Raw genomic sequence first — 20,514 nt, 5'->3', positions numbered from 1 at the left:
ATTAATATAGCCTCGCGTGCGAGGCTATATTATTTAGTATCTCTTATATATCATATTGCTGACGTCGCCGTTCTAAACGGCGATCGCGTAGCGTTGAATAAATAAAAGTGATAACAAATAGCAAGGAAAATAAGACAACAATCGTTGGCGCGGGTGCACTGTCGATGAAAAATGACAGGTACACTCCCATAAACGAGGTCACAAGTGACATGACGACAGCCAGTAACAACGCATGGGAAAACTTTCGCGTAATTAATATCGTAATAGCGCCGGGGGCAATTAAGAGTGAGATCGACAAAATAATGCCTACCGATTTTAGCGTGGCCACAATGGTCAGGGCGATCATACATAGCAGACCGTAGTGCAATAGCGTGGTGTTCAGCCCGCTGGCTTTTGCCTGATGCGGATCAAACGCATGCAGCAGAAGATCTTTCCACTTTAACCCGATGATAAGCGCGATCCCCAGCGCAATTGCTGCCGTCTGCGCGATATCGCCATGTGATACGCCCAGCATGTCACCGAACAAAATATGATCCAGATGGATTTCAGACTGGATCGAAACATACAACACCAGCCCCGCGCCAAACATCCCAGAGAAGACAATGCCCATCAGGGTGTCGCGCTTGATACGACTGTTATCATCGAGATACCCGGTAGCCACCGCACAGAACAGCCCGGCGACAAACGCACCAATCGCCAGAGGAATGCCCGCAATGTAGGCCAGTACTATCCCCGGAAACACGGCATGACTCATGGCGTCGCCCATCAGCGCCCAGCCTTTAAGCACCAAAAACACCGACAGCAACGCGCAGGGTACGGCGACAACAGTGGAGATGGTCAGTGCATTGACCATAAAGCTGAACTGAAAGGGTTCCAGCAACGTGGTTAAGAGCATGTGGACTCCTTGTTCACCTGACGGGCGCGGCGGCGATTCGCTAACAGACCGTGCTTAGGAGCGAAGACAAATGCCAGCAGGAACAACAGCGTTTGCAGGACGACAATAATCCCGCCGGTCGCACCGTCCAGCCAGTAACTTAGCCAGGCGCCAAAAAAGCTGGTCAGGCTGCCGATGGCTACGGCGATGGTCAGCAGGCGGGGAAAGCGATCGGTTAATAACCACGCGGTAGCGCCAGGTGTTACTACCAGGCAAATAACCAAAAATGCGCCAACGGTTTGTAGCGCTGCAACTGTGGAAACCGAGAGCAGTGTGAAGAACAGTAGCTTCAGACGGCCCGGATTCAGACCAATCGAGCGCGCGTGATTTTCATCGAAAAACACCACCATCAGATCTTTCCACTTCAGCAGCAAAATGGTCAGCGAGATCACACCAATAATCGCCAGTTGCAGAATATCTTCCGGGGCAATCGCCAGTACGTTACCGAGAATAATGGTTTGAATGTTTACTGACATCGGGTTAAGCGACACCATAAACAGCCCGATACCGAAGAAAGAAGAAAAAATCAGTCCAATGATCGCATCTTCTTTCAGGCGCGAACGCTGGTTAAGAAACAGCATACTGCCCGCAGCCAGCCCCCCGGAAAGAAATGCGCCGAGCGCGAAAGGAAGCCCTAACATCCAGGCACCGGCAACGCCCGGCACGATGGAGTGCGACAGCGCATCACCAATTAACGACCAGCCTTTGAGCATCAAATAGCATGAGAGGAACGCACACAGCCCGCCGACCATCGCGGAGACCCACATGGCGTTGAGCATGTACTGGTAGCCAAACGGTTCTGTCAGCCAGTTCATGATTATTCCCCCTCGTTAACCGTGCGTCGCGAAATAAATGGGCGCTCATCGTCGGTAATAACATGCTGCTCACCGCCGCTTAGCGCGACATGGCGCAAGACGCCGCTGAAGGCCAGCTCGAGATTCTCCGCGGTAAATGTCGTTTCGGTCGGACCGCTCGCCAGTACGGTGCCTTTAATCATCACGGTGTAATCACAAAACTCGGTGACTGAACCCAGATTATGAGTGGAGACCAGCATGGTTCGCCCCTCATCGCGCAGTTCGCGCAGCAGGTCGATGATGCGGGCCTCGGTTTTTACGTCTACGCCTGTGAAGGGTTCATCCAGTAAAATGACCTGTCCGTCCTGGGCGATAGCCCTTGCCAGAAAGACACGTTTTTTCTGTCCACCGGAGAGTTCGCCGATCTGACGGTGGCGGTATTCCAGCATGTCGACCCGCGCCAGCGCCGCATCGACGCATTCATAGTCACGTGCTTTTGGCCGACGCAGCCAGCCCATATGACCATAGCGCCCCATCATCACTACATCTTCCACCAGCACCGGAAATGACCAGTCCACCTCTTCCGATTGCGGAACATAAGAAATCAGATTCTGCTTCAGCGCTTTGCTGACTGGCTGTTGCAGGATGGATATGTCTCCCTGCGCCAGGCGGACAAAACCCATAAGTGCTTTAAAGAGCGTTGATTTTCCTGAACCATTCACCCCCACCAGGGCGGCAATAGAGCCGCCGGGGATCTGAAAAGTGGCATCCCGCAGAGCGGTGTGACCGTTGCGATACGTCACCGTAACCTGATTCACGGTAATCGCAGATTGACTCATTTTTGGCTCCTCAGACCGTCGTTGATACCGCTGACGATGGTTTCGGTCGTGACGCGCAGCAGATCCAGGTAGGTTGGTACCGGCCCGTCGGCTGCACTCAGGGAATCGACGTACAATACACCGCCGTAATGTGCGCCGGACTCACGTGCCACCTGTCGCGCAGGTTTGTCAGAAACCGTGCTTTCACTGAATACTGTTGGGATCTGATGTTCTCTTATCGCGTCGATCACTTTGCGCACCTGTTTCGGCGTGCCCTGCTGATCGGCATTGATTGGCCACAGATACAGCTCTTTCAGATCGTTATCGCGGGCCAGATAGGAGAAGGCGCCTTCACTGGTGACCAGCCAGCGTTTATCGGCAGGGATTTTGGCCAGCGCCGCGCGCAGGGGATCGAGAGTCTGACGAATTTTCGTTTTATAGCTCTCGGCGTTTTTCTGGTAGGTGGCGGCATTGTCCGGATCGTACTTGCTCAATGCATCGCGAATATTATCTACGTAGATAAGCGCGTTCTCTGCCGACATCCAGGCATGTGGATTCGGTTTTCCGTTATAGGGGCCTTCGCTGATGCCCATCGGTTTTACTCCGTCTGAGACCATTACTTCAGGTACGCCGGATAAGTTTTGGTAGAAACGGGCAAACCACAGTTCCAGGTTAAGGCCGTTGGAGAGAATAAGCTGCGCGCCCTGCGCCCGTTTAATATCCCCTGGAGTGGGCTGGTATTCATGAATTTCTGCGCCGGGTTTAGTTATTGAGCTGACCTCCGCCGCGTCACCCGCCACGTTGCTCGCCATATCGGCAATAACTGTAAAGGTGGTAATCACCTTAAACTTCTCTTTTGCCCAGGCCGGCGAAAGTGTAAGTGCCGTAAGAACGCTGGCAAGGAGAAACGACTTCAGACGGGGCAGGTGCGGCATAGTATCCCTCACAAGAAAGTGGTTAATTTATCGTCGAATATAGCCTTTGCTATGTTATATAGCACATGGCATAGATAAATGAAAATAATTCTTATTTGCGTAGGATGCTAAGGATGTATCACCTTCAGGTAATAGTCCTGTGTATGGTTAAGGTATATTATATATGCACCTTAAATACGGAGGCATTATGTCCGGCAAGCGTATTGCACGTGAAAAAATGACGATCCAGAAAATGATCTCGCTGTACGAGAGCCAGTGTCCACAGGCTTCGAACGAACAGGGGCATTACGATGCGCTGTTTGCCTATGCGCAAAAGCGGCTGGATAAGTGCGTCTTTGGTGAGGAAAAACCGGCTTGCAAACAGTGTCCGGTGCACTGTTATCAACCCGCAAAGTGTGAAGAGATGAAGCAAATCATGCGCTGGGCTGGACCAAGAATGCTCTGGCGTCACCCGATCCTGACAGTGCGCCACCTGATTGACGATAAACGCCCGGTCCCGGAATTACCCGAAAAATACCAGCGGAAGAAATAGATTTTTTGCCGGATAGCGGCGGCGATACTGGCCCGACAGGCAAAGCTCCGTCGGGCAATAAATTACGCTTTGGTGGCAATCAGAATTGCTGAGGCCTTGATCAGCGCAATGACACGACTTCCCTGGCTTAGCTTCATCTCTTGCTGACTTTCGTTAGTCACGACGGCAACTATGTCAAAACCAGCGTCAGTTTTGATATGTACCGTGGCGTTGACTGCGCCTTCGGTTACCTGTGAAACGCTACCGGCAAACTGGTTGCGGGCGGAGAATTTCAGGCCGCAGTCTTCTGTCGCCAGCGTGACCCACGGGGCTTTGATCAGGGCAATTGCTTCTTTTCCTTTCGCCAGCCCCAGCGCCTGCTGGCTGCTATGAGTCACAATAGCGACCAGCTTTGCGCCGCCTGCCAGCGTCAGTTCAACTTCATCATTCACGGCGCCAGTTGCAACTGCACTTACTGTACCGGTTAATTGATTACGTGCTGATACCGCCATACTGCCTCCTTTCGTTGAGTTATCACCCAGTATAGCCACAATGGCTAAACCAACGCATCCTTATCAATGCCTAAACGCTTCATACGTGAGAGCAAGGTGGTGCGTTTCAGACCCAGCCGTTGCGCAGCTCCCTTAGGACCGGCTACGACGCCGTTAGTCTCTTTCAGTACGCGCATAATCAGCTGATATTCATCTTCTCCATCCTGCGCAACTTCTGTCGCCACTGGCGGTGTGGAAGGGGGCAGCGTAGTGACATCTGGCAGGGACAGTTGCAGTACATTGCCCCGGGTCAGCAGAACCGCGCGTTCGACCACGTTTTCCAGCTCACGCACGTTGCCCGGCCACTCCATGTTGCTCAGAGTGCGCAGCGCCTCAGCGGGGATACTGTCAATATTGCGCCCCATCCGACGGGCAATTTTAAAGGTGAAGGCCTTGACCAGCAGCGGAATATCTTCCGGACGCTCGCGCAGTGGGGGGAGATGGATCGGGAAGACATTCAGTCGATAGTACAGATCGTTACGGAACTCGCGATCGGCCACCATTTTTTTTAGATCGCGGTTGGTGGCGGCGATCAGGCGGACATCGGTCTGGATCAGCTTATTACTGCCCAGGCGTTCAAACTCCTGCTCCTGGAGGACGCGCAGCAGTTTCGGCTGTAGCTCCAGCGGCATGTCGCCGACTTCGTCGAGGAATAACGAGCTTTTGTCTGCCAGTTCGAAGCGACCAATGCGCTGTGTGCTGGCTCCGGTAAACGCACCGCGTTCATGACCAAACAGATCGCTTTCCAGCAACCCGGCAGGCATTGCCGCGCAGTTCATCTTCACCATCCGGCGGGCATTGCGTCCACTCAGATTATGAATCGCTCTGGCGATCAACTCTTTGCCCGTACCTGTCTCACCCAGAATCAGAACAGTGCTGTCGCTTTGCGCCACCATCTCGACCTGCTTGAGTACGCTGTACATTGCTTCACTGCGGCCAATGATTTCACCAAACTCGCTGTCCACATTGTTGAGCTGTTCGGTCAGTGCCAGGTTCTCATCGACCAGACGTTCTTTCAGGCGGTGGATTTCCTGATAGGCGAGAGCGTTATCAACAGCAATCGCCACGCGCTCGGCAATCTGGCGTAACAGTTTGAGGTTTGCGGTCGTGAAGACTTTCTCTTCACACTGCGCCAGTTTGAGGACGCCAAGCATCGTATTGCCTGACATTAGTGGTAGCAGGCACAGGGTTTGTATCTGGTTGCCCCAGGTCTCGAACAGCATGCGTTCATAAGGTGCAAGGGCATCGCGTTCGTTCAGGTTAATCAGCAGCATCTCTTTGCTTTTGAATACCCGTTCAGAGAGCGTACCTGCTTCATCCACTTCACTCTGTTCGTGCGCCGGATGGTGTTCATCCAGATAGTGAGTGGAGTATATGCTCAGCTTATTTTTGCGATCGCTGCGCAGTACGATGCTGATGTCATCGATATTGAAGTAATGGTGGATTTCTTTGGCGACTTCGCTGACCAGCTCATCAATATCCAGACGGGAGAGCACCGCATTGGTGATGGCGACAAGGATACGGAAGTTGTCACGCTCGCGACACAAGAGGTCATAATCGACATTATTGCTGACCCGGCTCTGAATTTGCTCGGCGACGACGCCGACTATCTGGGTGAAGGTCTGCAGGCGGTTGTACTCTTTTTCACTCCACGGACGGTCTTCGTTGCGGATAAATTCACAACCGCCAAAGATCCGTCCATCAGCCGCCAGCGGCAGCAGGCAGTAATGTCCAAATTCTGAGTACAGCGCACCGGATGCTAACTGCGGCCAGGTTTCTGTGAACTCATGGTAGTTACAGTGCAGCGCATCGGGACGAGACAAAATGCGGCGCACCGGTCCGTGAGCCAGCACCGTTTCGTCTTCATAATCGATGGGTTTACCATTTTCACGTGTCGCGAAATAACGCGCACGCTGCGTCTGCGCCTGCCATAACACAATAGCCGCGCAATCGGCCAGCGCCGAACGCTTGACCAACTGCGAAAGCGCCTCACTGAGAGACTGAAGATCGGGCTGCTGTAATAATGTACGAGTGATATCGAACAGGCCTTGCTGTCCGAGGTCGCTCATCGGTGTATACGACATATTGCTTTTCCAGGAAGCACCGTAGCGCGGTGCAAAAACGGTAAATGAATTATAGGTATAAGTTGTAAATTATTGCCGGATGGCGGTTTCACCTTATCCGGTCTACGGGTAATTCATTGACTGTAGGCCCGGTAAGCGTAGCGTACCGGGCAATATATCAGCATATCCGCGGCAGCGGCTCTGCGTGTGGTAAATCAAGAGTTCGTTTCACGCCGTAAAGTCCGGCAAGGCGAACGCCTTTACGTTCGACCACTTCGCCAATCAGCGCTGCATCGCACCCTAACGGATGTGCGCGCAGTGCGGCGAGTACGGCTTCAGCGGCCTGACGTTCAACGGCAATGACCAGTTTTCCTTCGTTGGCAAAATTGAGCGCATCCAGACCCAGAAGTTCACAGACACCACGCACTGCGGGCTTCACAGGCAGGGCTGCTTCAGATAACTCAATGCCATAGCCACATGCCGCGGCGAACTCATGCGTCACCGCATTCACGCCGCCACGGGTGGCATCGCGCAGCGCCTTCACGCCAGGAATGTCGCGTAGCGTCTGGATCAGCGGTGTTAACACTGCGCAGTCGCTGATCAGTTCACCGTCCAGTCCCAGTTGCTCACGCAGGTTAAGGATGGTTGCACCGTGATCGCCAAGCGTACCGCTAACCAGCAGCACATCGCCCACGCCCAGAGTCTGTGCGCCCCAGTGAATATTGGCGGGGATCGCGCCCATTCCGGCGGTGTTAATGAACAGTTTGTCCGCTGCGCCACGCTGTACAACCTTGGTGTCGCCGGTCACGATAGCAATTCCCGCTTCGCGAGCTGTTGCTGCCATGCTGTTGACGACGCTTTTCAGCGTTTCCATCGGCAGGCCCTCTTCGAGGATAAAACCGCAGGAGAGGTAGCGAGGGATAGCGCCACTGACCGCAACGTCGTTGGCCGTGCCGCAGATTGCCAGCTTGCCAATATTACCGCCGGGGAAAAACAGCGGATCGATAACGTAGCTGTCGGTCGAAAACGCCAGACGATCGCCTTCGGCGACCAGTTGCGCCAGGTCCAGTCGGGCCTGATCTTCCTGTTCTGCCAGCCACGGATTAGCAAAAGCTTCCATAAACAGACTGTTGATCAACTGCTGCATAGCCTGACCGCCGCTACCGTGGGCGAGTTGTACGCTGTTCATGCTTCACACTCCTGCTGACGATACTGATACCAGGCGGCACATGCGCCTTCGGAGGAGACCATTAAGGCGCCAAATGCGGTCTCCGGGTTACAGGTTTTACCAAACAATGGGCACTGATGCGGCTTACATCTGCCGGTCAGTACTTCTCCGCAGCGCGCGCGCGGATCGTCATACACCTGCTGCGGCGCTGGTTTGAAATGCGCTTCTGCATCAAAACGCTGATACTCAGGCGTCAGGTGAACGCCGGAGGATTCGATAACGCCCAGACCGCGCCATTCACTGTCGCCATTGACGCAGAACACGTCGGCAATCGCCTGTTGCGCCAGTGTGTTACCGGCATCCGGCACTACGCGGCGATACTGGTTCTCCACCTGGCTGTGGGCCGCTATTTTCTGCTCGATTAGCATCACGACGCCTTGCAGTAGATCAAGCGGTTCGAAACCAGCGACCACCAGCGGGCGATGAAAATCAGAGGCGATAAAATTATAGGCATCGGTGCCTATAACCATACTGACATGGCCTGGTGCCAAAAATGCGTCGATACCGTTGTCCGGTTGTTCCAACAGGCTACGCAGCGTTGGGATAAGCGTGATGTGCTGGCAGAAAAAGTAAAAATTCTGCACATCGCGTTGTTTTGCCTGCTGGAGAGTGATGGCGGTCGTCGGCATGGTGGTTTCAAAACCCAGACCAAAGAACACGACCTTACGGGTTGGATTTTCCTGCGCCAGCTTCAGCGCATCCATCGGAGAATAGACAATGCGGATATCCGCGCCGCGTGCTTTGGCTTGCAGCAGTGAACCCTGTTTACCTGGCACGCGCATGGCGTCGCCAAAGGTACAAAAAATCACTTCCGGATGGCTGGCAATTTCCACACAACTGTCAATTCTGCCCATCGGCAGAACGCAAACCGGGCAGCCTGGACCGTGAATAAACTCCACGTTTTCGGGCAGCAACTGGTCAAGGCCGAATTTGAAGATCGCGTGGGTGTGGCCTCCACAAACTTCCATAATGCGCAGTGGGCGTTCAGCGGTGTAGGGGAGGTGAGCGGCACGTTCACACAGGTGGTCTATCAACTGCATCACCTGTTCCGGTGCCCGATATTCGTCAACAAAACGCATTATTTCTCCTCGCCATACAGTAACGCGCCGACATCCGGCTCAACGTCAAACATATTTTGCAGCGCCTCGAGTGTGTCGCGCGCTTCGGCTTCGTTAATGATGCTCATGGCAAAACCTACGTGGACCAGTACCCACTGGCCCAGACGCGGTTGACCATTTTCATCACAGCTACCGACCAGCGTCAGGTCGACGTCGCGCTGAATACCGCAAACATCGACCTTAGCCTGGTTACCATCAATGGTGCGGATTTGACCCGGAACACCTATGCACATCGCTGATTCTCCAGCCACGACAGCCATTGATCCATCCCTTCGCCGCTGGTGGCGGAAATCAGGATTATCTCAATTTCCGGGTTCACTTCCCGGGCGCTGGCGATGCACTTTTCAACATCAAAATTGAGATACGGCAGCAGATCCACTTTGTTGAGCAGCATCAGCGATGCAGCAGCAAACATATGGGGATATTTCAGCGGCTTGTCTTCGCCTTCGGTGACGGAAAGCACCGCCACTTTATGACGTTCGCCGAGGTCGAAGCTTGCCGGGCAAACCAGGTTACCGACGTTTTCGATAAACAAAATACCGTTATCGGCTAAAGGCAGGCGTGGTGCTGCATCGGCAATCATTTGCGCATCAAGGTGGCAGCCTTTACCCGTATTAACCTGGATTGCTGGTGTTCCGGTGGCGCGAATACGCGCTGCGTCGTTGACCGTCTGCTGGTCGCCTTCAATGACCGCGCACGGCACGCTGTCTTTCAGCTTCATCAGTGTTTCGGTCAGCAGCGTCGTTTTACCGGAACCTGGACTTGATACGAGATTGAGTACCAGATGCTGGCGGGCAGCGAAGCGGGCGCGATTGCGCTCGGCCAGACGGTTGTTTTTGTCCAGCACGTCAATTTCCACTTCCAGCATACGGCGCTGGCTCATGCCTGGAGCATGGGTACCTGCTTCGCCGTGACCGTAATGTAAATCGCCTTCTGCGGTCTGGCTCGGCGTGAAACTGGAGGTCTTCACACCGGTAATGTTTAGCGCCGGACGAGCCGCCGGAGCAAATGGCGCGCTGCGAAACGCTGAGTGGGGGTTATGTTCATCACCCTCTATATAAAGGTTGCCTTCCGCGCAACCACATGTCGTACACATCGCTCACTCCTGATCTTTTCACTTTCGGTAAATCTGTTGCCGGACAGCATCTCGCCTTTTCCGACCTACAAACGTGCTCTTTCTGTAGACTGGATAAGAGGCTTAAGCGTCGCCATCCGGCGCTGGAGTCTGGTCTATTTCTATTCGCCGAATCTGTAACCCGTCATCGGCCACAATTCTCAGCATGTCGCTATTGCATTGTGGACAGCGACGAACGCGTTGTGTCAGTAACGTGACGTATTGCTGACAGGACTCGCACCAACATTCGGCTTCTTGTTCTTCGAGGTGGAGTTTACAACCTTCTGCAAGGGTGCCACGGCATACCAGATCAAAACAAAAGGCGAGAGCGCTGGTTTCTACGCAAGAAAATGCGCCAATTTTGAGCCAGACCCCAGTTACCCGGTGAGCACCATGCTGTGCGGCCTGTTGTTCAATCAATTCCAGTGCCCGTTGGCAGAGGGTTATTTCGTGCATATCGCCTCCCATGTTGTTGTCGTTTCAAAAGCAATAAACATGCCAGGTTGAATTTTTCCTCTCGTGACAATGACGACGATGACGAAATGACATGTCGTCATGCATGCTTGTTTTTGTATCTTAATGAAAATAAAGATTTTTAATGTTGGCATGAAATATGCTTAAGGCAGTTAGTCTCTGCTAAACGGGTAACCTGACATGACTATTTGGGAAATAAGCGAAAAAGCCGATTACATCGCTGAACGGCACCGTCGCCTACAGGACCAGTGGCGTATTTACTGCAACTCGCTGGTACAGGGGATCACCCTGTCGAAAGCGCGTTTGCATCATGCAATGAGCTGTGCGCCGGACAAAGATCTGTGCTTTGTCCTTTTTGAACACTTCACTATCTACGTCACGCTGGCGGACGGCTTTAACAGCCATACCATCGAGTACTACGTTGAAACCAAAGACGGTGATGATAAGCAACTGATTGCACAGGCACAGTTGACCATTGACGGCAAAGTTGATGACCGCATTAGCAACCGCGATCGCGAGCAGGTGCTGGAGCACTATCTCGAAAAAATCGCCAGAGTCTACGACAGCCTGTACACCGCGGTTGAAAACAATATGCCGGTAAATTTAAGCCAACTGGTAGAAGGACATAACCCGGCATAAGCCTCGGGTGATGCTCGCTTGAGTCGTGATGAGTTTTTTACGCTGTATCACGACATTTTAGGGAATGGACATGTCGAAAAATGTCGAAAATGACATTTGATAAACATGTTTTCGTCAAAAATGACTATCACCTGAGGAATGCCTGGTGAATCGTTTTGTAATTGCTGACTCCACTCTTTGTATTGGCTGCCACACCTGTGAAGCCGCCTGCTCAGAGACGCATCGCCAGCATGGCCTGCAGTCAATGCCGCGCCTGAAAGTGATGCTAAATGAAAAAGAATCTGCACCGCAGCTTTGCCACCATTGTGAAGATGCACCTTGTGCCACCGTTTGCCCGGTCAATGCGATTAACCGTGTCGACGGCGCCGTACAGCTAAATGAAAGCCTGTGCGTAAGCTGCAAACTGTGTGGGATCGCCTGTCCGTTTGGCGCCATTGAGTTTTCCGGCAGTCGTCCACTGCACATCCCGGCGAATGCGAATACCTCAAAAGCCCCTCCGGCTCCACCAGCACCGGCTCGCGTCAGCACGCTGCTGGACTGGGTTCCAGGTATTCGTGCCATTGCGGTGAAATGCGACCTGTGTAGCTTTGATGAACAAGGTCCGGCTTGTGTACGTATGTGCCCGACGAAAGCCCTGCACCTGGTGAGCAATACAGATATCGCTCGCGCCAGCAAACGTAAGCGTGAGCTGACTTTTAATACCGATTTCGGCGATCTCACCTTGTTTCAGCAGGCTCAGAGTGGGGATGCAAAATGAGCGCAATTTCACTGATTAACAGCGGCGTGGCCTGGTTTACGGCTGCGGCGGTTCTGGCATTTCTGTTTTCATTTCATAAAGCGCTAAGCGGCTGGATTGCCGGCGTTGGTGGAGCAGTCGGCAGCCTGTGTACGGCGGCAGCGGGTTTCACCGTGCTGACCAATGCGCTGGCGGTCAGCAGCGTGATACCGTTTATCGGTCACAGCATGCAAATAACTCCACTGAACGCAATCTGGCTTATCACACTGGGTCTGTGCGGCCTGTTTGTCAGCCTGTACAACATCGACTGGCATCGTCATCCACAGGTTAAAGCCAACGGTTTGTTGGTGAATCTGCTGATGGCTGCGGCCGTGTGTGCAGTGGTTGCCAGCAACCTCGGTACGCTGGTGGTGATGGCTGAAATCATGGCGTTGTGTGCGGTGTTCCTGACCGGTTGCAGCAAAGAGGGCAAGCTGTGGTTTGCTCTGGGCCGTATCGGTACGCTGCTGCTGGCGGTCGCTTGCTATCTGGTATGGCAACGCTACGGCACGCTCGAACTGCGTCTGCTCGACCTTCGCACCCAGGAATTGCCGCTCGGCTCTGACATCTGGCTGCTGGGCGTTGCCGGTTTTGGTTTGCTGGCCGGGATTATCCCGCTGCACGGTTGGGTGCCACAGGCACATGCCAACGCCAGCGCACCTGCTGCGGCGCTGTTCTCTACCGTGGTAATGAAGGTTGGCCTGTTGGGCATTCTGTCCCTGTCGCTGCTGGGCGGTAATGCACCTCTGTGGTGGGGCATTACCCTGTTGGTACTGGGGATGATCACTGCATTTGTTGGCGGTCTGTATGCGTTGATGGAGCACAACATTCAACGTCTGCTGGCGTACCACACGCTGGAAAACATCGGCATTATTCTGCTGGGGCTGGGTGCCGGCGTGACCGGCATTTCCCTTAATCAACCGGCGCTGATTGCACTTGGTCTGACCGGCGGTTTGTATCATCTGGTGAACCACAGTCTGTTCAAAAGCGTCCTGTTCCTGGGGGCTGGCAGCATCTGGTTCCGTACTGGTCATCGTGATATCGAAAAACTGGGCGGTATCGGTAAGCGCATGCCGGTGATTTCCCTGGCGATGCTGGTTGGTCTGATGGCGATGGCCGCGCTGCCGCCACTGAACGGGTTTGCCGGTGAATGGGTCATCTATCAATCCTTCTTCAAGCTGGGTAACAGCGGAGCGTTTATCGGCCGTCTGTTAGGTCCGTTGCTGGCGGTCGGGCTGGCGATTACCGGCGCGCTGGCTGTGATGTGTATGGCGAAAGTCTATGGCGTAACGTTCCTTGGCGCACCGCGTACGAAGGAAGCTGAAAACGCCTGTTGCGCACCGATCCTGATGGGGGTGAGCGTGGTTGCGCTGGCAGTCTGCTGTGTGATTGGCGGCGTTGCCGCACCATGGTTGCTGCCACTTATCTCTTCAGCTGTGCCACTGCCGCTGGAAACCGCGAACACGACCGTTTCCCAACCAATGATCACCCTGTTGCTGATTGCCTGTCCGCTGCTGCCGTTCATTATCATGGCGATTTTCAAAGGCAACCGTCTGCCGTCGCGTTCGCGCGGTTCCGCCTGGGTATGTGGTTACGATCACGAGCAGTCAATGGTGATCACCGCGCATGGCTTTGCTATGCCGGTTAAAGAAGCCTTTGCTCCGGTACTGAAACTGCGTAAATGGCTTAACCCGGTGTCACTGGTTCCGGGCTGGCAGAATGCGGCTGCACCGGTTCTGTTCCGTCGCCTGGCATTGATTGAGCTGGCGGTGCTGGTGGTGATTGTGGTTTCACGAGGAGCCTGAGAATGAGTGTTTTATATCCGTTAATTCAGGCGCTGGTGCTGTTTGCCGTTGCGCCGCTGCTGTCCGGCATTACCCGCGTGGCGCGTGCACGTTTGCACAATCGCCGTGGTCCGGGTGTTTTGCAGGAGTACCGTGACATTATCAAACTGCTGGGGCGTCAGAGCATTGCGCCTGCGGATTCCAGTTGGGTCTTTCGCCTGACACCATTTGTGATGGTCGGCGTCATGCTGACTATCGCTACCGCATTGCCGGTAGTGACGGTAGGTTCTCCGCTGCCGCAACTGGGTGATTTGATCACGTTAATTTACTTGTTCGCCATCGCCCGTTTCTTCTTCTCTATTGCGGGGCTGGATACCGGTAGCCCGTTCACCGCGATCGGCGCCAGCCGTGAAGCGATGCTCGGCGTACTGGTTGAGCCGATTCTGCTGCTGGGTTTGTGGGTCGCAGCGCAGGTTGCCGGTTCAACCCATATCAGCAATATCGCTGACACCGTTTATCACTGGCCTGCGGCGCGCAGCATCCCGCTGATTCTGGCTCTGTGCGCCTGTGCTTTCGCCACCTTTATCGAAATGGGCAAACTGCCGTTCGACCTGGCAGAAGCCGAGCAGGAGCTACAGGAAGGTCCGCTGACTGAATACAGCGGCAGCGGTTTTGCGGTGCTGAAATGGGGTATCAGCCTCAAACAACTGGTCGTTTTGCAAATGTTTGTCGGCGTGTTCCTGCCGTGGGGACAGATGGAAACCTTTACTGCGGGTGGACTGCTGCTGGCACTGGTGATAGCCGTCGTCAAGCTGATCCTCGGCGTGCTGGTCATCGCCCTGTTTGAAAACAGCATGGCGCGTCTGCGTTTTTGCGCCACTTCACGCGTGACCTGGGCCGGTTTTGGGTTTGCGTTTTTAGCGTTCGTCTCCTTGCTGGTGGCGTGATTTAAGAGAGTTTGAGCATGTCTGAAGAAAAATTAGGTCAACAATACCTTGCTGCACTGCACCAGGCTTTCCCTGGCGTCGTACTGGACGAAGCCTGGCAGACCAAAGATCAGCTGACCATCACCGTGAAGGTAAACTACCTGCCGGAAGTGGTGGAGTTCCTTTATTACAAACAGGGCGGATGGTTGTCCGTGTTGTTTGGTAACGACGAACGCCAGCTGTGCGGCCATTACGCTGTGTATTATGTCTTGTCGATGGAGCAGGGCACTAAATGCTGGATAACCGTTCGCGTAGAAGTTGACGCCAATAAACTGGAATTCCCGTCTGTCACGCCACGCGTACCGGCTGCCGTCTGGGGCGAACGTGAAGTGCGTGACATGTACGGTTTGATCCCGGTGGGGCTGCCGGACGAACGTCGTCTGGTGCTACCGGATGACTGGCCGGATGAACTCTATCCGCTGCGTAAAGACAGCATGGATTACCGTCAACGTCCGGCGCCGACTACCGATGCTGAAACCTATGAGTTCATCAACGAACTGGGCGACAAGAAAAATAATGTAGTGCCTATTGGCCCGCTGCACGTGACCTCCGATGAACCGGGTCACTTCCGTCTGTTCGTTGACGGCGAAAACATTATCGACGCCGACTACCGCTTGTTCTATGTCCACCGTGGCATGGAAAAACTGGCAGAAACCCGCATGGGTTATAACGAAGTGACTTTCCTGTCGGATCGCGTGTGCGGCATCTGTGGTTTTGCCCACAGCACCGCGTACACCACCTCCGTTGAGAATGCGATGGGTATCGTAGTACCGGAGCGTGCGCAGATGATCCGCGCTATTCTGCTGGAAGTTGAGCGTCTGCACTCTCACCTGCTGAACCTGGGGCTGGCGTGCCACTTCACCGGTTTCGACTCCGGCTTTATGCAGTTCTTCCGCGTACGTGAAACGTCAATGAAAATGGCAGAGATCCTCACCGGTGCGCGTAAAACTTACGGTCTGAACCTGATCGGAGGGATCCGTCGCGACCTGCTGAAAGAGGACATGATCCAGACTCGTCAACTGGCGCAACAGATGCGTCGTGACGTGCAGGAACTGGTTGATATGCTGCTTAGTACGCCGAACATGGAACAGCGTACTGTCGGGATTGGCCGTCTGGATCCGGAAATTGCCCGTGACTTCAGTAACGTTGGCCCGATGGTTCGCGCCAGCGGTCACGCGCGTGATACCCGCGCAGATCACCCGTTTGTGGGTTACGGCCTGCTGCCGATGGAAGTTCACAGCGAGCAGGGCTGTGACGTCATTTCTCGTCTGAAAGTCCGCATCAATGAAGTCTATACCGCGCTGAATATGATCGACTTTGGTCTGGATAACCTGCCTGGCGGGCCGCTAATGGTGGAAGGTTTTACCTATATTCCACACCGTTTCGCGCTGGGCTTTGCGGAAGCGCCGCGTGGGGATGATATCCACTGGAGCATGACCGGCGACAACCAGAAACTGTACCGCTGGCGTTGCCGTGCGGCCACCTACGCTAACTGGCCGACGCTGCGTTATATGCTGCGTGGTAACACTGTTTCCGATGCCCCGCTGATTATCGGTAGCCTCGATCCTTGCTACTCCTGTACTGACCGTATGACCGTGGTTGATGTGCGTAAGAAGAAAAGCAAAGTCGTGCCGTACAAAGAACTTGAGCGCTACAGCATCGAGCGTAAAAACTCGCCGCTGAAATAAGGAATCGCCATGTTTACCTTTATCAAAAAAGTCATCAAAACCGGTGCACCGACGTCGTCGTATCCGCTGGAGCCGATCGCGGTCGATAAAAACTTCCGTGGTAAGCCGGAGCATAATCCGCAGCAGTGTATTGGCTGCGCAGCCTGTGTGAATGCGTGCCCGTCAAACGCGCTGACGGTTGAAACCGATCTGGTCACCAATGAACTGGCCTGGCAATTCAACCTTGGTCGCTGCATCTTCTGTGGCCGTTGTGAAGAAGTCTGCCCGACGGCGGCGATCAAACTGTCTCAGGAATATGAGCTGGCGGTGTGGAAGAAAGAAGATTTCCTGCAGCAGTCTCGCTTTGCGCTGTGCAATTGCCGCGTATGTAACCGTCCTTTTGCGGTGCAAAAAGAGATTGATTACGCCATTGCACTGCTGAAGCATAACGGTGATAGCCGTGCGGAAAATCACCGTGAAAGCTTTGAGACCTGCCCGGACTGTAAACGCCAGAAATGCCTGGTGCCGTCTGACCGTATTGAACTGACTCGCCATATGAAAGAGGCCAGCTGATGAGCAATTTATTAGGCCCACGTGATGCCAACGGTATTCCGGTACCGATGACGGTAGATGAATCTATTGCCAGCATGAAAGCGTCGCTGCTGAAAAGCATCAAGCGTTCTGCTTACGTCTATCGTGTTGACTGCGGTGGCTGCAACGGTTGCGAAATCGAAATTTTTGCTACCTTGTCCCCGCTGTTTGATGCCGAACGTTTCGGTATCAAAGTTGTTCCGTCACCGCGCCATGCGGATATCCTGTTGTTTACCGGCGCGGTAACCCGCGCGATGCGCTCTCCGGCGCTGCGTGCCTGGCAATCAGCGCCAGATCCGAAAATCTGTATCTCCTACGGAGCCTGCGGTAACAGTGGTGGCATCTTCCACGACTTATACTGCGTATGGGGCGGCACCGACAAAATCGTACCAGTGGATGTTTACATCCCTGGTTGTCCGCCGACGCCTGCGGCGACGCTGTACGGCTTTGCGATGGCGCTGGGCCTGCTGGAGCAGAAAATTCACGCGCGTGCACCGGGTGAACTGGACGAACAACCAGCTGAAATTCTGCACCCGGATATGATACAGCCTCTGCGTGTGAAGGTGGATCGTGAAGCGCGTCGTCTGGCGGGTTATCGCTATGGTCGCCAGATTGCCGATGATTATATGACGCAGTTAGGGCAGGGCGAAAATCAGGTGGCGCGCTGGCTGGAAGCGGAAAACGATCCGCGTCTGACCGAGATCGTTACTCATCTTAACCATGTAGTTGAAGAGGCGCGTATCCGATGAGTGAAACGGTGGTGTTCAGTCAACTGAGCCGTAAGTTTATTGATGAGAACGATGCGACGCCCGCCGAGGCGCAGCAGGTTGTCTATTACAGCCTGGCGATTGGCCATCACTTAGGCATCATCGATTGCCTGGAAGCGGCGTTAACCTGTCCGTGGGATGAGTATCTGGCGTGGATTGCGACGCTTGCCGAAGGAAGCGAAGCCCGCCGCAAAATGGAAGGCGTGCCGAAGTACGGCGAGATCGTCATCGATTTTAACCATGTACAGATGCTGGCGCGTGCGTTTGATGACGCGCGCGCCGTACAAACTCCACAGCAGCAGGAATGGAGCAAGCTCATGCTCAGTATGCTCCATGATATTCATCAGGAAAGCGCCATCTATCTGATGGTGAGGAGACACCGTGACTGACGTTTTATTGTGTGTCGGTAATAGCATGATGGGGGATGATGGCGCGGGTCCGCTGCTGGCGGAAATGTGTGCTGCGGAACCTAAAGGTAACTGGGTGGTTATCGACGGTGGCAGTGCCCCGGAGAATGATATTGTGGCAATCCGCGAGCTGCGCCCGGCGCGTTTGCTGATTGTCGATGCTACCGATATGGGGCTGAATCCTGGTGAAATCCGCATTATCGATCCTGATGATATTGCCGAGATGTTCATGATGACCACGCACAACATGCCGCTGAACTACCTGGTTGATCAACTGAAAGAGGATGTCGGCGAGGTGATTTTCCTCGGTATTCAGCCGGACATCGTTGGTTTTTATTACCCGATGACGCAGCCGATCAAAGAGGCGGTTGAAACCGTCTATCAACGATTAGCCGGGTGGGAAGGCCATGGTGGATTTTCGGAGTTAGAAGCACCTGAAGAGTAAACCGTATCAGTGCCGGATGTTTGCCGCATCCGGCCTGTTTTTCTCGCCTGCGCCGGTTGTTACTCCGTTGCCTGCTCAATAATTAATTTCCCCTGCATTACCGAAACATTCACCGCTGTGCCGGTAGGGAACCCTGCCTGTTCAAGCCAGTCACCGTTCAGCGTTAATGAGGCATGCCTGCTGATACGTAGCGTGAACCCGGTGTGACGATCCTCGTACCGCTTTCTGACATAACCTACTTTTAAACGACGTACGGGTTTGGTGATAACCACTGCTGTTTTGCCATTTTCATCAGACATGAGCCATTCCTTGTGGCGGAGGGTTAAGATTAAAAACTACTGAATAAAATGACAGTAAAAAAGCGCGGGGGCAAACCTGAAACTGGAAGGATGATTCCACATTTGAAATGCAATGAATGAAATGAAGATGTAAAGCAATGCCGGAAGGTGGCAGAACCCTCCGGCAGGTAGATTACTCCAGGTCTGCCCCATTGCTGGCTATGACCTTTTTGTACCACCAGAATGACTTCTTACGTGTCCGTGCGAGCGTCCCGTTACCTGCATCATCCCGGTCCACATAGACAAAACCGTAGCGTTTGCTCATCTCGCCGGTTGAGGCGGAGACCAGATCGATACACCCCCAGGTGGTATAACCCATTAGCGGTACGCCATCTTCAATAGCGTCAGACATGGCGCGAATATGTTCGCGTAAATAGCTTATGCGATAGTCATCATTGATGTTGCCACTGGCATCCATCTCATCTTTTGCCCCAAGCCCGTTCTCCACCAGAAATAGCGGTTTCTGGTAGCGGTCATACATCATGTTCATGGTGATACGCAGGCCCAGCGGGTCTATGCCCCAGCCCCATTCGCTGGCCTCAATGTAGGGATTGCGTAGCGATTTCACTACGTTGGCGGCGCTGGTATTGCCGGCATTCATTTCCGCCGAAGCGCAACGTGATGCGTAATAGCTGAAAGAGACAAAATCGACGGTATTTTTCAGGATCTCGTCATCTTCCGGGGCTTTCTCTATCACTACGCCTTTTTCACGAAACACCCGGGCCGAATAAGCGGGATAAGCTCCGCGCGCCTGGACATCAATGAAAAACAGGTTTTCGCGGTCTTTTTCCAGCGCGGTCCACACATCTTCCGGTTTGCATGAATAAGGATAAAAATTTCCGCCAGCCAGCATGCAACCGACCTGGTTGTGTGGGTTGATTTCATGAGCAATTTTGGTTGCCAGTGCACTGGCAATCAGTTCGTGGTGCGCGGACTGGTGTTTCACCTGATCCTGATTTTCACCGTCTTCAAACACCAGTCCCGCGCCAGAGAAAGGGCTGTGTAACATGATGTTGATTTCATTAAACGTCAGCCAGTATTTCACCAGACCGTCGAAGGCTTCGAAGCAGGTACGGGCGTAACGGGTAAAGAACTCCACCATTTTGCGGTTACGCCAGGAGCCGTACTCGGTCACCAGGTGCATTGGTACATCGAAGTGACACAGGGTGACTAATGGTTCAATACCGTATTTTTTGCATTCAGCGAATACCGCGCGATAAAAAGCGATACCTTCTTCATTCGGCGTGAGTTCGTCCCCATTCGGGTAGAGGCGGCTCCATGCAATTGAGGTGCGAAAAACCGTAAATCCCATTTCCGCCATCAGGGCGATATCTTCCTGATAACGATGATAGAAATCTATCGCATCATGGCTGGGATAAAACTCGTCATCCCGCAGCTGAAAGCGCTTTTCCTGACCCAGTTTGACGGGCATCCGGTGCGCGCCGTGTGGGATCATATCCACGGTAGTCAGCCCTTTGCCGCCTTCCCGATATGCCCCTTCAGACTGGTTGGCGGCCAGTGCGCCGCCCCATAAAAATCCTTGCGGAAAAACAGACATAGTAAACCTCAGTTATG

General features: G+C 53.7%; 23 protein-coding genes. 10 read left to right on the top strand and 13 right to left on the bottom strand.

Annotated features, from left to right (window positions below):
- Positions 1-43 precede the first annotated feature (43 nt).
- From sitD to sitA, 4 genes are read right to left on the bottom strand one after another with little or no spacing between them, the layout of a single operon-like run.
- Positions 44-895, bottom strand: a complete 852-nt coding sequence (gene sitD, locus AACS05_RS18485; protein WP_045446715.1) for an iron/manganese ABC transporter permease subunit SitD — start codon at positions 893-895, stop codon at positions 44-46.
- Positions 886-1,749, bottom strand: coding sequence for an iron/manganese ABC transporter permease subunit SitC (gene sitC, locus AACS05_RS18480; protein WP_045446713.1), 864 nt, complete (start codon positions 1,747-1,749; stop codon positions 886-888). The genes sitD and sitC overlap by 10 nt, the downstream gene beginning before the upstream one ends.
- A gap of 2 nt (positions 1,750-1,751) precedes the next feature.
- Positions 1,752-2,567 (bottom strand): iron/manganese ABC transporter ATP-binding protein SitB, encoded by an 816-nt coding sequence (sitB, locus tag AACS05_RS18475; RefSeq protein ID WP_045446710.1) that lies wholly within the window; start codon positions 2,565-2,567, stop codon positions 1,752-1,754.
- Positions 2,564-3,481 (bottom strand): iron/manganese ABC transporter substrate-binding protein SitA, encoded by a 918-nt coding sequence (gene sitA, locus AACS05_RS18470; RefSeq protein WP_045446707.1) that lies wholly within the window; start codon positions 3,479-3,481, stop codon positions 2,564-2,566. Before sitA ends, sitB begins: the two co-directional genes overlap by 4 nt.
- Before the next feature lie 187 nt (positions 3,482-3,668).
- On the opposite strand from sitA, the gene AACS05_RS18465 reads away from it, so the two are divergent.
- Positions 3,669-4,013 (top strand): nitrous oxide-stimulated promoter family protein, encoded by a 345-nt coding sequence (locus AACS05_RS18465; RefSeq protein WP_045446705.1) that lies wholly within the window; start codon positions 3,669-3,671, stop codon positions 4,011-4,013.
- Between the two features lie 62 nt (positions 4,014-4,075).
- Here AACS05_RS18465 and AACS05_RS18460 read toward each other — a convergent pair whose 3' ends face one another.
- The 7 genes from AACS05_RS18460 to hypA form a co-directional block, all read right to left on the bottom strand.
- Positions 4,076-4,504 (bottom strand): TOBE domain-containing protein, encoded by a 429-nt coding sequence (locus tag AACS05_RS18460; RefSeq protein WP_003037421.1) that lies wholly within the window; start codon positions 4,502-4,504, stop codon positions 4,076-4,078.
- A gap of 44 nt (positions 4,505-4,548) precedes the next feature.
- Positions 4,549-6,627 (bottom strand): formate hydrogenlyase transcriptional activator FlhA, encoded by a 2,079-nt coding sequence (gene flhA, locus AACS05_RS18455; RefSeq protein ID WP_045446702.1) that lies wholly within the window; start codon positions 6,625-6,627, stop codon positions 4,549-4,551.
- A gap of 157 nt (positions 6,628-6,784) precedes the next feature.
- Positions 6,785-7,795 carry a hydrogenase maturation carbamoyl dehydratase HypE gene (hypE, locus tag AACS05_RS18450; RefSeq protein WP_045446699.1) on the bottom strand — a complete coding sequence of 337 codons (1,011 nt, stop codon included), beginning with the start codon at positions 7,793-7,795 and terminating at the stop codon, positions 6,785-6,787.
- Positions 7,792-8,913 (bottom strand): hydrogenase formation protein HypD, encoded by a 1,122-nt coding sequence (hypD, locus tag AACS05_RS18445; RefSeq protein ID WP_045446696.1) that lies wholly within the window; start codon positions 8,911-8,913, stop codon positions 7,792-7,794. Before hypD ends, hypE begins: the two co-directional genes overlap by 4 nt.
- A complete protein-coding gene (hypC, locus tag AACS05_RS18440) occupies positions 8,913-9,185 on the bottom strand; it encodes a hydrogenase 3 maturation protein HypC (protein WP_045446692.1) in 273 nt (90 codons plus the stop codon). The genes hypD and hypC overlap by 1 nt, the downstream gene beginning before the upstream one ends.
- A complete protein-coding gene (gene hypB, locus AACS05_RS18435; RefSeq protein ID WP_045446689.1) occupies positions 9,176-10,048 on the bottom strand; it encodes a hydrogenase nickel incorporation protein HypB in 873 nt (290 codons plus the stop codon). Before hypB ends, hypC begins: the two co-directional genes overlap by 10 nt.
- A 102-nt stretch (positions 10,049-10,150) precedes the next feature.
- Positions 10,151-10,522, bottom strand: coding sequence for a hydrogenase maturation nickel metallochaperone HypA (gene hypA, locus AACS05_RS18430; protein ID WP_045446686.1), 372 nt, complete (start codon positions 10,520-10,522; stop codon positions 10,151-10,153).
- Positions 10,523-10,720: 198 nt separating this feature from the next.
- On the opposite strand from hypA, the gene hycA reads away from it, so the two are divergent.
- The 9 genes from hycA to hycI all read left to right on the top strand — a co-directional run bounded on the left by hycA (position 10,721) and on the right by hycI (position 18,601).
- Entirely contained in the window at positions 10,721-11,179 is a 459-nt protein-coding gene (gene hycA, locus AACS05_RS18425; protein WP_045446683.1) for a formate hydrogenlyase regulator HycA, read from the top strand.
- Positions 11,180-11,324: 145 nt separating this feature from the next.
- Complete coding sequence (gene hycB / locus AACS05_RS18420) at positions 11,325-11,936, top strand: formate hydrogenlyase subunit HycB (protein ID WP_045446680.1); 612 nt, start codon at positions 11,325-11,327, stop codon at positions 11,934-11,936.
- Positions 11,933-13,759, top strand: coding sequence for a formate hydrogenlyase subunit 3 (hycC, locus tag AACS05_RS18415; protein ID WP_045446678.1), 1,827 nt, complete (start codon positions 11,933-11,935; stop codon positions 13,757-13,759). The genes hycB and hycC overlap by 4 nt, the downstream gene beginning before the upstream one ends.
- A gap of 2 nt (positions 13,760-13,761) precedes the next feature.
- The gene (locus tag AACS05_RS18410) at positions 13,762-14,685 is read left to right on the top strand and encodes a respiratory chain complex I subunit 1 family protein (protein WP_045446675.1); all 924 of its coding nucleotides are present in this window, start codon (positions 13,762-13,764) and stop codon (positions 14,683-14,685) included.
- 17 nt (positions 14,686-14,702) lie between these two features.
- A complete protein-coding gene (hycE, locus tag AACS05_RS18405; RefSeq protein ID WP_045446672.1) occupies positions 14,703-16,412 on the top strand; it encodes a formate hydrogenlyase subunit HycE in 1,710 nt (569 codons plus the stop codon).
- Positions 16,413-16,421: 9 nt separating this feature from the next.
- Positions 16,422-16,964, top strand: a complete 543-nt coding sequence (gene hycF, locus AACS05_RS18400; protein ID WP_045446668.1) for a formate hydrogenlyase subunit HycF — start codon at positions 16,422-16,424, stop codon at positions 16,962-16,964.
- Positions 16,964-17,731 carry a formate hydrogenlyase subunit HycG gene (hycG, locus tag AACS05_RS18395; RefSeq protein ID WP_045446665.1) on the top strand — a complete coding sequence of 256 codons (768 nt, stop codon included), beginning with the start codon at positions 16,964-16,966 and terminating at the stop codon, positions 17,729-17,731. Before hycF ends, hycG begins: the two co-directional genes overlap by 1 nt.
- The gene (locus AACS05_RS18390) at positions 17,728-18,138 is read left to right on the top strand and encodes a formate hydrogenlyase maturation HycH family protein (RefSeq protein WP_003037385.1); all 411 of its coding nucleotides are present in this window, start codon (positions 17,728-17,730) and stop codon (positions 18,136-18,138) included. The genes hycG and AACS05_RS18390 overlap by 4 nt, the downstream gene beginning before the upstream one ends.
- Positions 18,131-18,601 (top strand): hydrogenase maturation peptidase HycI, encoded by a 471-nt coding sequence (gene hycI / locus AACS05_RS18385; protein ID WP_045446662.1) that lies wholly within the window; start codon positions 18,131-18,133, stop codon positions 18,599-18,601. Before AACS05_RS18390 ends, hycI begins: the two co-directional genes overlap by 8 nt.
- A gap of 59 nt (positions 18,602-18,660) precedes the next feature.
- Here hycI and AACS05_RS18380 read toward each other — a convergent pair whose 3' ends face one another.
- Complete coding sequence (locus AACS05_RS18380; protein ID WP_045446659.1) at positions 18,661-18,900, bottom strand: SymE family type I addiction module toxin; 240 nt, start codon at positions 18,898-18,900, stop codon at positions 18,661-18,663.
- 172 nt (positions 18,901-19,072) lie between these two features.
- Entirely contained in the window at positions 19,073-20,497 is a 1,425-nt protein-coding gene (locus AACS05_RS18375) for a 6-phospho-beta-glucosidase (RefSeq protein WP_045446656.1), read from the bottom strand.
- Positions 20,498-20,514 lie beyond the last annotated feature (17 nt).

The organism is Citrobacter sp. S-77 (assembly GCF_963864895.1).
In the GTDB taxonomy this organism is placed as follows: Bacteria; Pseudomonadota; Gammaproteobacteria; order Enterobacterales; family Enterobacteriaceae; genus Citrobacter; species Citrobacter murliniae.
This window is presented reverse-complemented; position numbering and strand designations above follow the sequence as displayed.

Bases quoted from the DNA above. Each gene is read 5' to 3' on its own strand.
- sitD (WP_045446715.1), bottom strand. From the start codon at position 895: ATGCTCTTAACCACGTTGCTGGAACCCTTTCAGTTCAGCTTTATGGTC.
- sitC (WP_045446713.1), bottom strand. From the start codon at position 1,749: ATGAACTGGCTGACAGAACCGTTTGGCTACCAGTACATGCTCAACGCC.
- sitB (WP_045446710.1), bottom strand. From the start codon at position 2,567: ATGAGTCAATCTGCGATTACCGTGAATCAGGTTACGGTGACGTATCGC.
- sitA (WP_045446707.1), bottom strand. From the start codon at position 3,481: ATGCCGCACCTGCCCCGTCTGAAGTCGTTTCTCCTTGCCAGCGTTCTT.
- AACS05_RS18465 (WP_045446705.1), top strand. From the start codon at position 3,669: ATGTCCGGCAAGCGTATTGCACGTGAAAAAATGACGATCCAGAAAATG.
- AACS05_RS18460 (WP_003037421.1), bottom strand. From the start codon at position 4,504: ATGGCGGTATCAGCACGTAATCAATTAACCGGTACAGTAAGTGCAGTT.
- flhA (WP_045446702.1), bottom strand. From the start codon at position 6,627: ATGTCGTATACACCGATGAGCGACCTCGGACAGCAAGGCCTGTTCGAT.
- hypE (WP_045446699.1), bottom strand. From the start codon at position 7,795: ATGAACAGCGTACAACTCGCCCACGGTAGCGGCGGTCAGGCTATGCAG.
- hypD (WP_045446696.1), bottom strand. From the start codon at position 8,913: ATGCGTTTTGTTGACGAATATCGGGCACCGGAACAGGTGATGCAGTTG.
- hypC (WP_045446692.1), bottom strand. From the start codon at position 9,185: ATGTGCATAGGTGTTCCGGGTCAAATCCGCACCATTGATGGTAACCAG.
- hypB (WP_045446689.1), bottom strand. From the start codon at position 10,048: ATGTGTACGACATGTGGTTGCGCGGAAGGCAACCTTTATATAGAGGGT.
- hypA (WP_045446686.1), bottom strand. From the start codon at position 10,522: ATGCACGAAATAACCCTCTGCCAACGGGCACTGGAATTGATTGAACAA.
- hycA (WP_045446683.1), top strand. From the start codon at position 10,721: ATGACTATTTGGGAAATAAGCGAAAAAGCCGATTACATCGCTGAACGG.
- hycC (WP_045446678.1), top strand. From the start codon at position 11,933: ATGAGCGCAATTTCACTGATTAACAGCGGCGTGGCCTGGTTTACGGCT.
- AACS05_RS18410 (WP_045446675.1), top strand. From the start codon at position 13,762: ATGAGTGTTTTATATCCGTTAATTCAGGCGCTGGTGCTGTTTGCCGTT.
- hycE (WP_045446672.1), top strand. From the start codon at position 14,703: ATGTCTGAAGAAAAATTAGGTCAACAATACCTTGCTGCACTGCACCAG.
- hycF (WP_045446668.1), top strand. From the start codon at position 16,422: ATGTTTACCTTTATCAAAAAAGTCATCAAAACCGGTGCACCGACGTCG.
- hycG (WP_045446665.1), top strand. From the start codon at position 16,964: ATGAGCAATTTATTAGGCCCACGTGATGCCAACGGTATTCCGGTACCG.
- AACS05_RS18390 (WP_003037385.1), top strand. From the start codon at position 17,728: ATGAGTGAAACGGTGGTGTTCAGTCAACTGAGCCGTAAGTTTATTGAT.
- AACS05_RS18380 (WP_045446659.1), bottom strand. From the start codon at position 18,900: ATGTCTGATGAAAATGGCAAAACAGCAGTGGTTATCACCAAACCCGTA.
- AACS05_RS18375 (WP_045446656.1), bottom strand. From the start codon at position 20,497: ATGTCTGTTTTTCCGCAAGGATTTTTATGGGGCGGCGCACTGGCCGCC.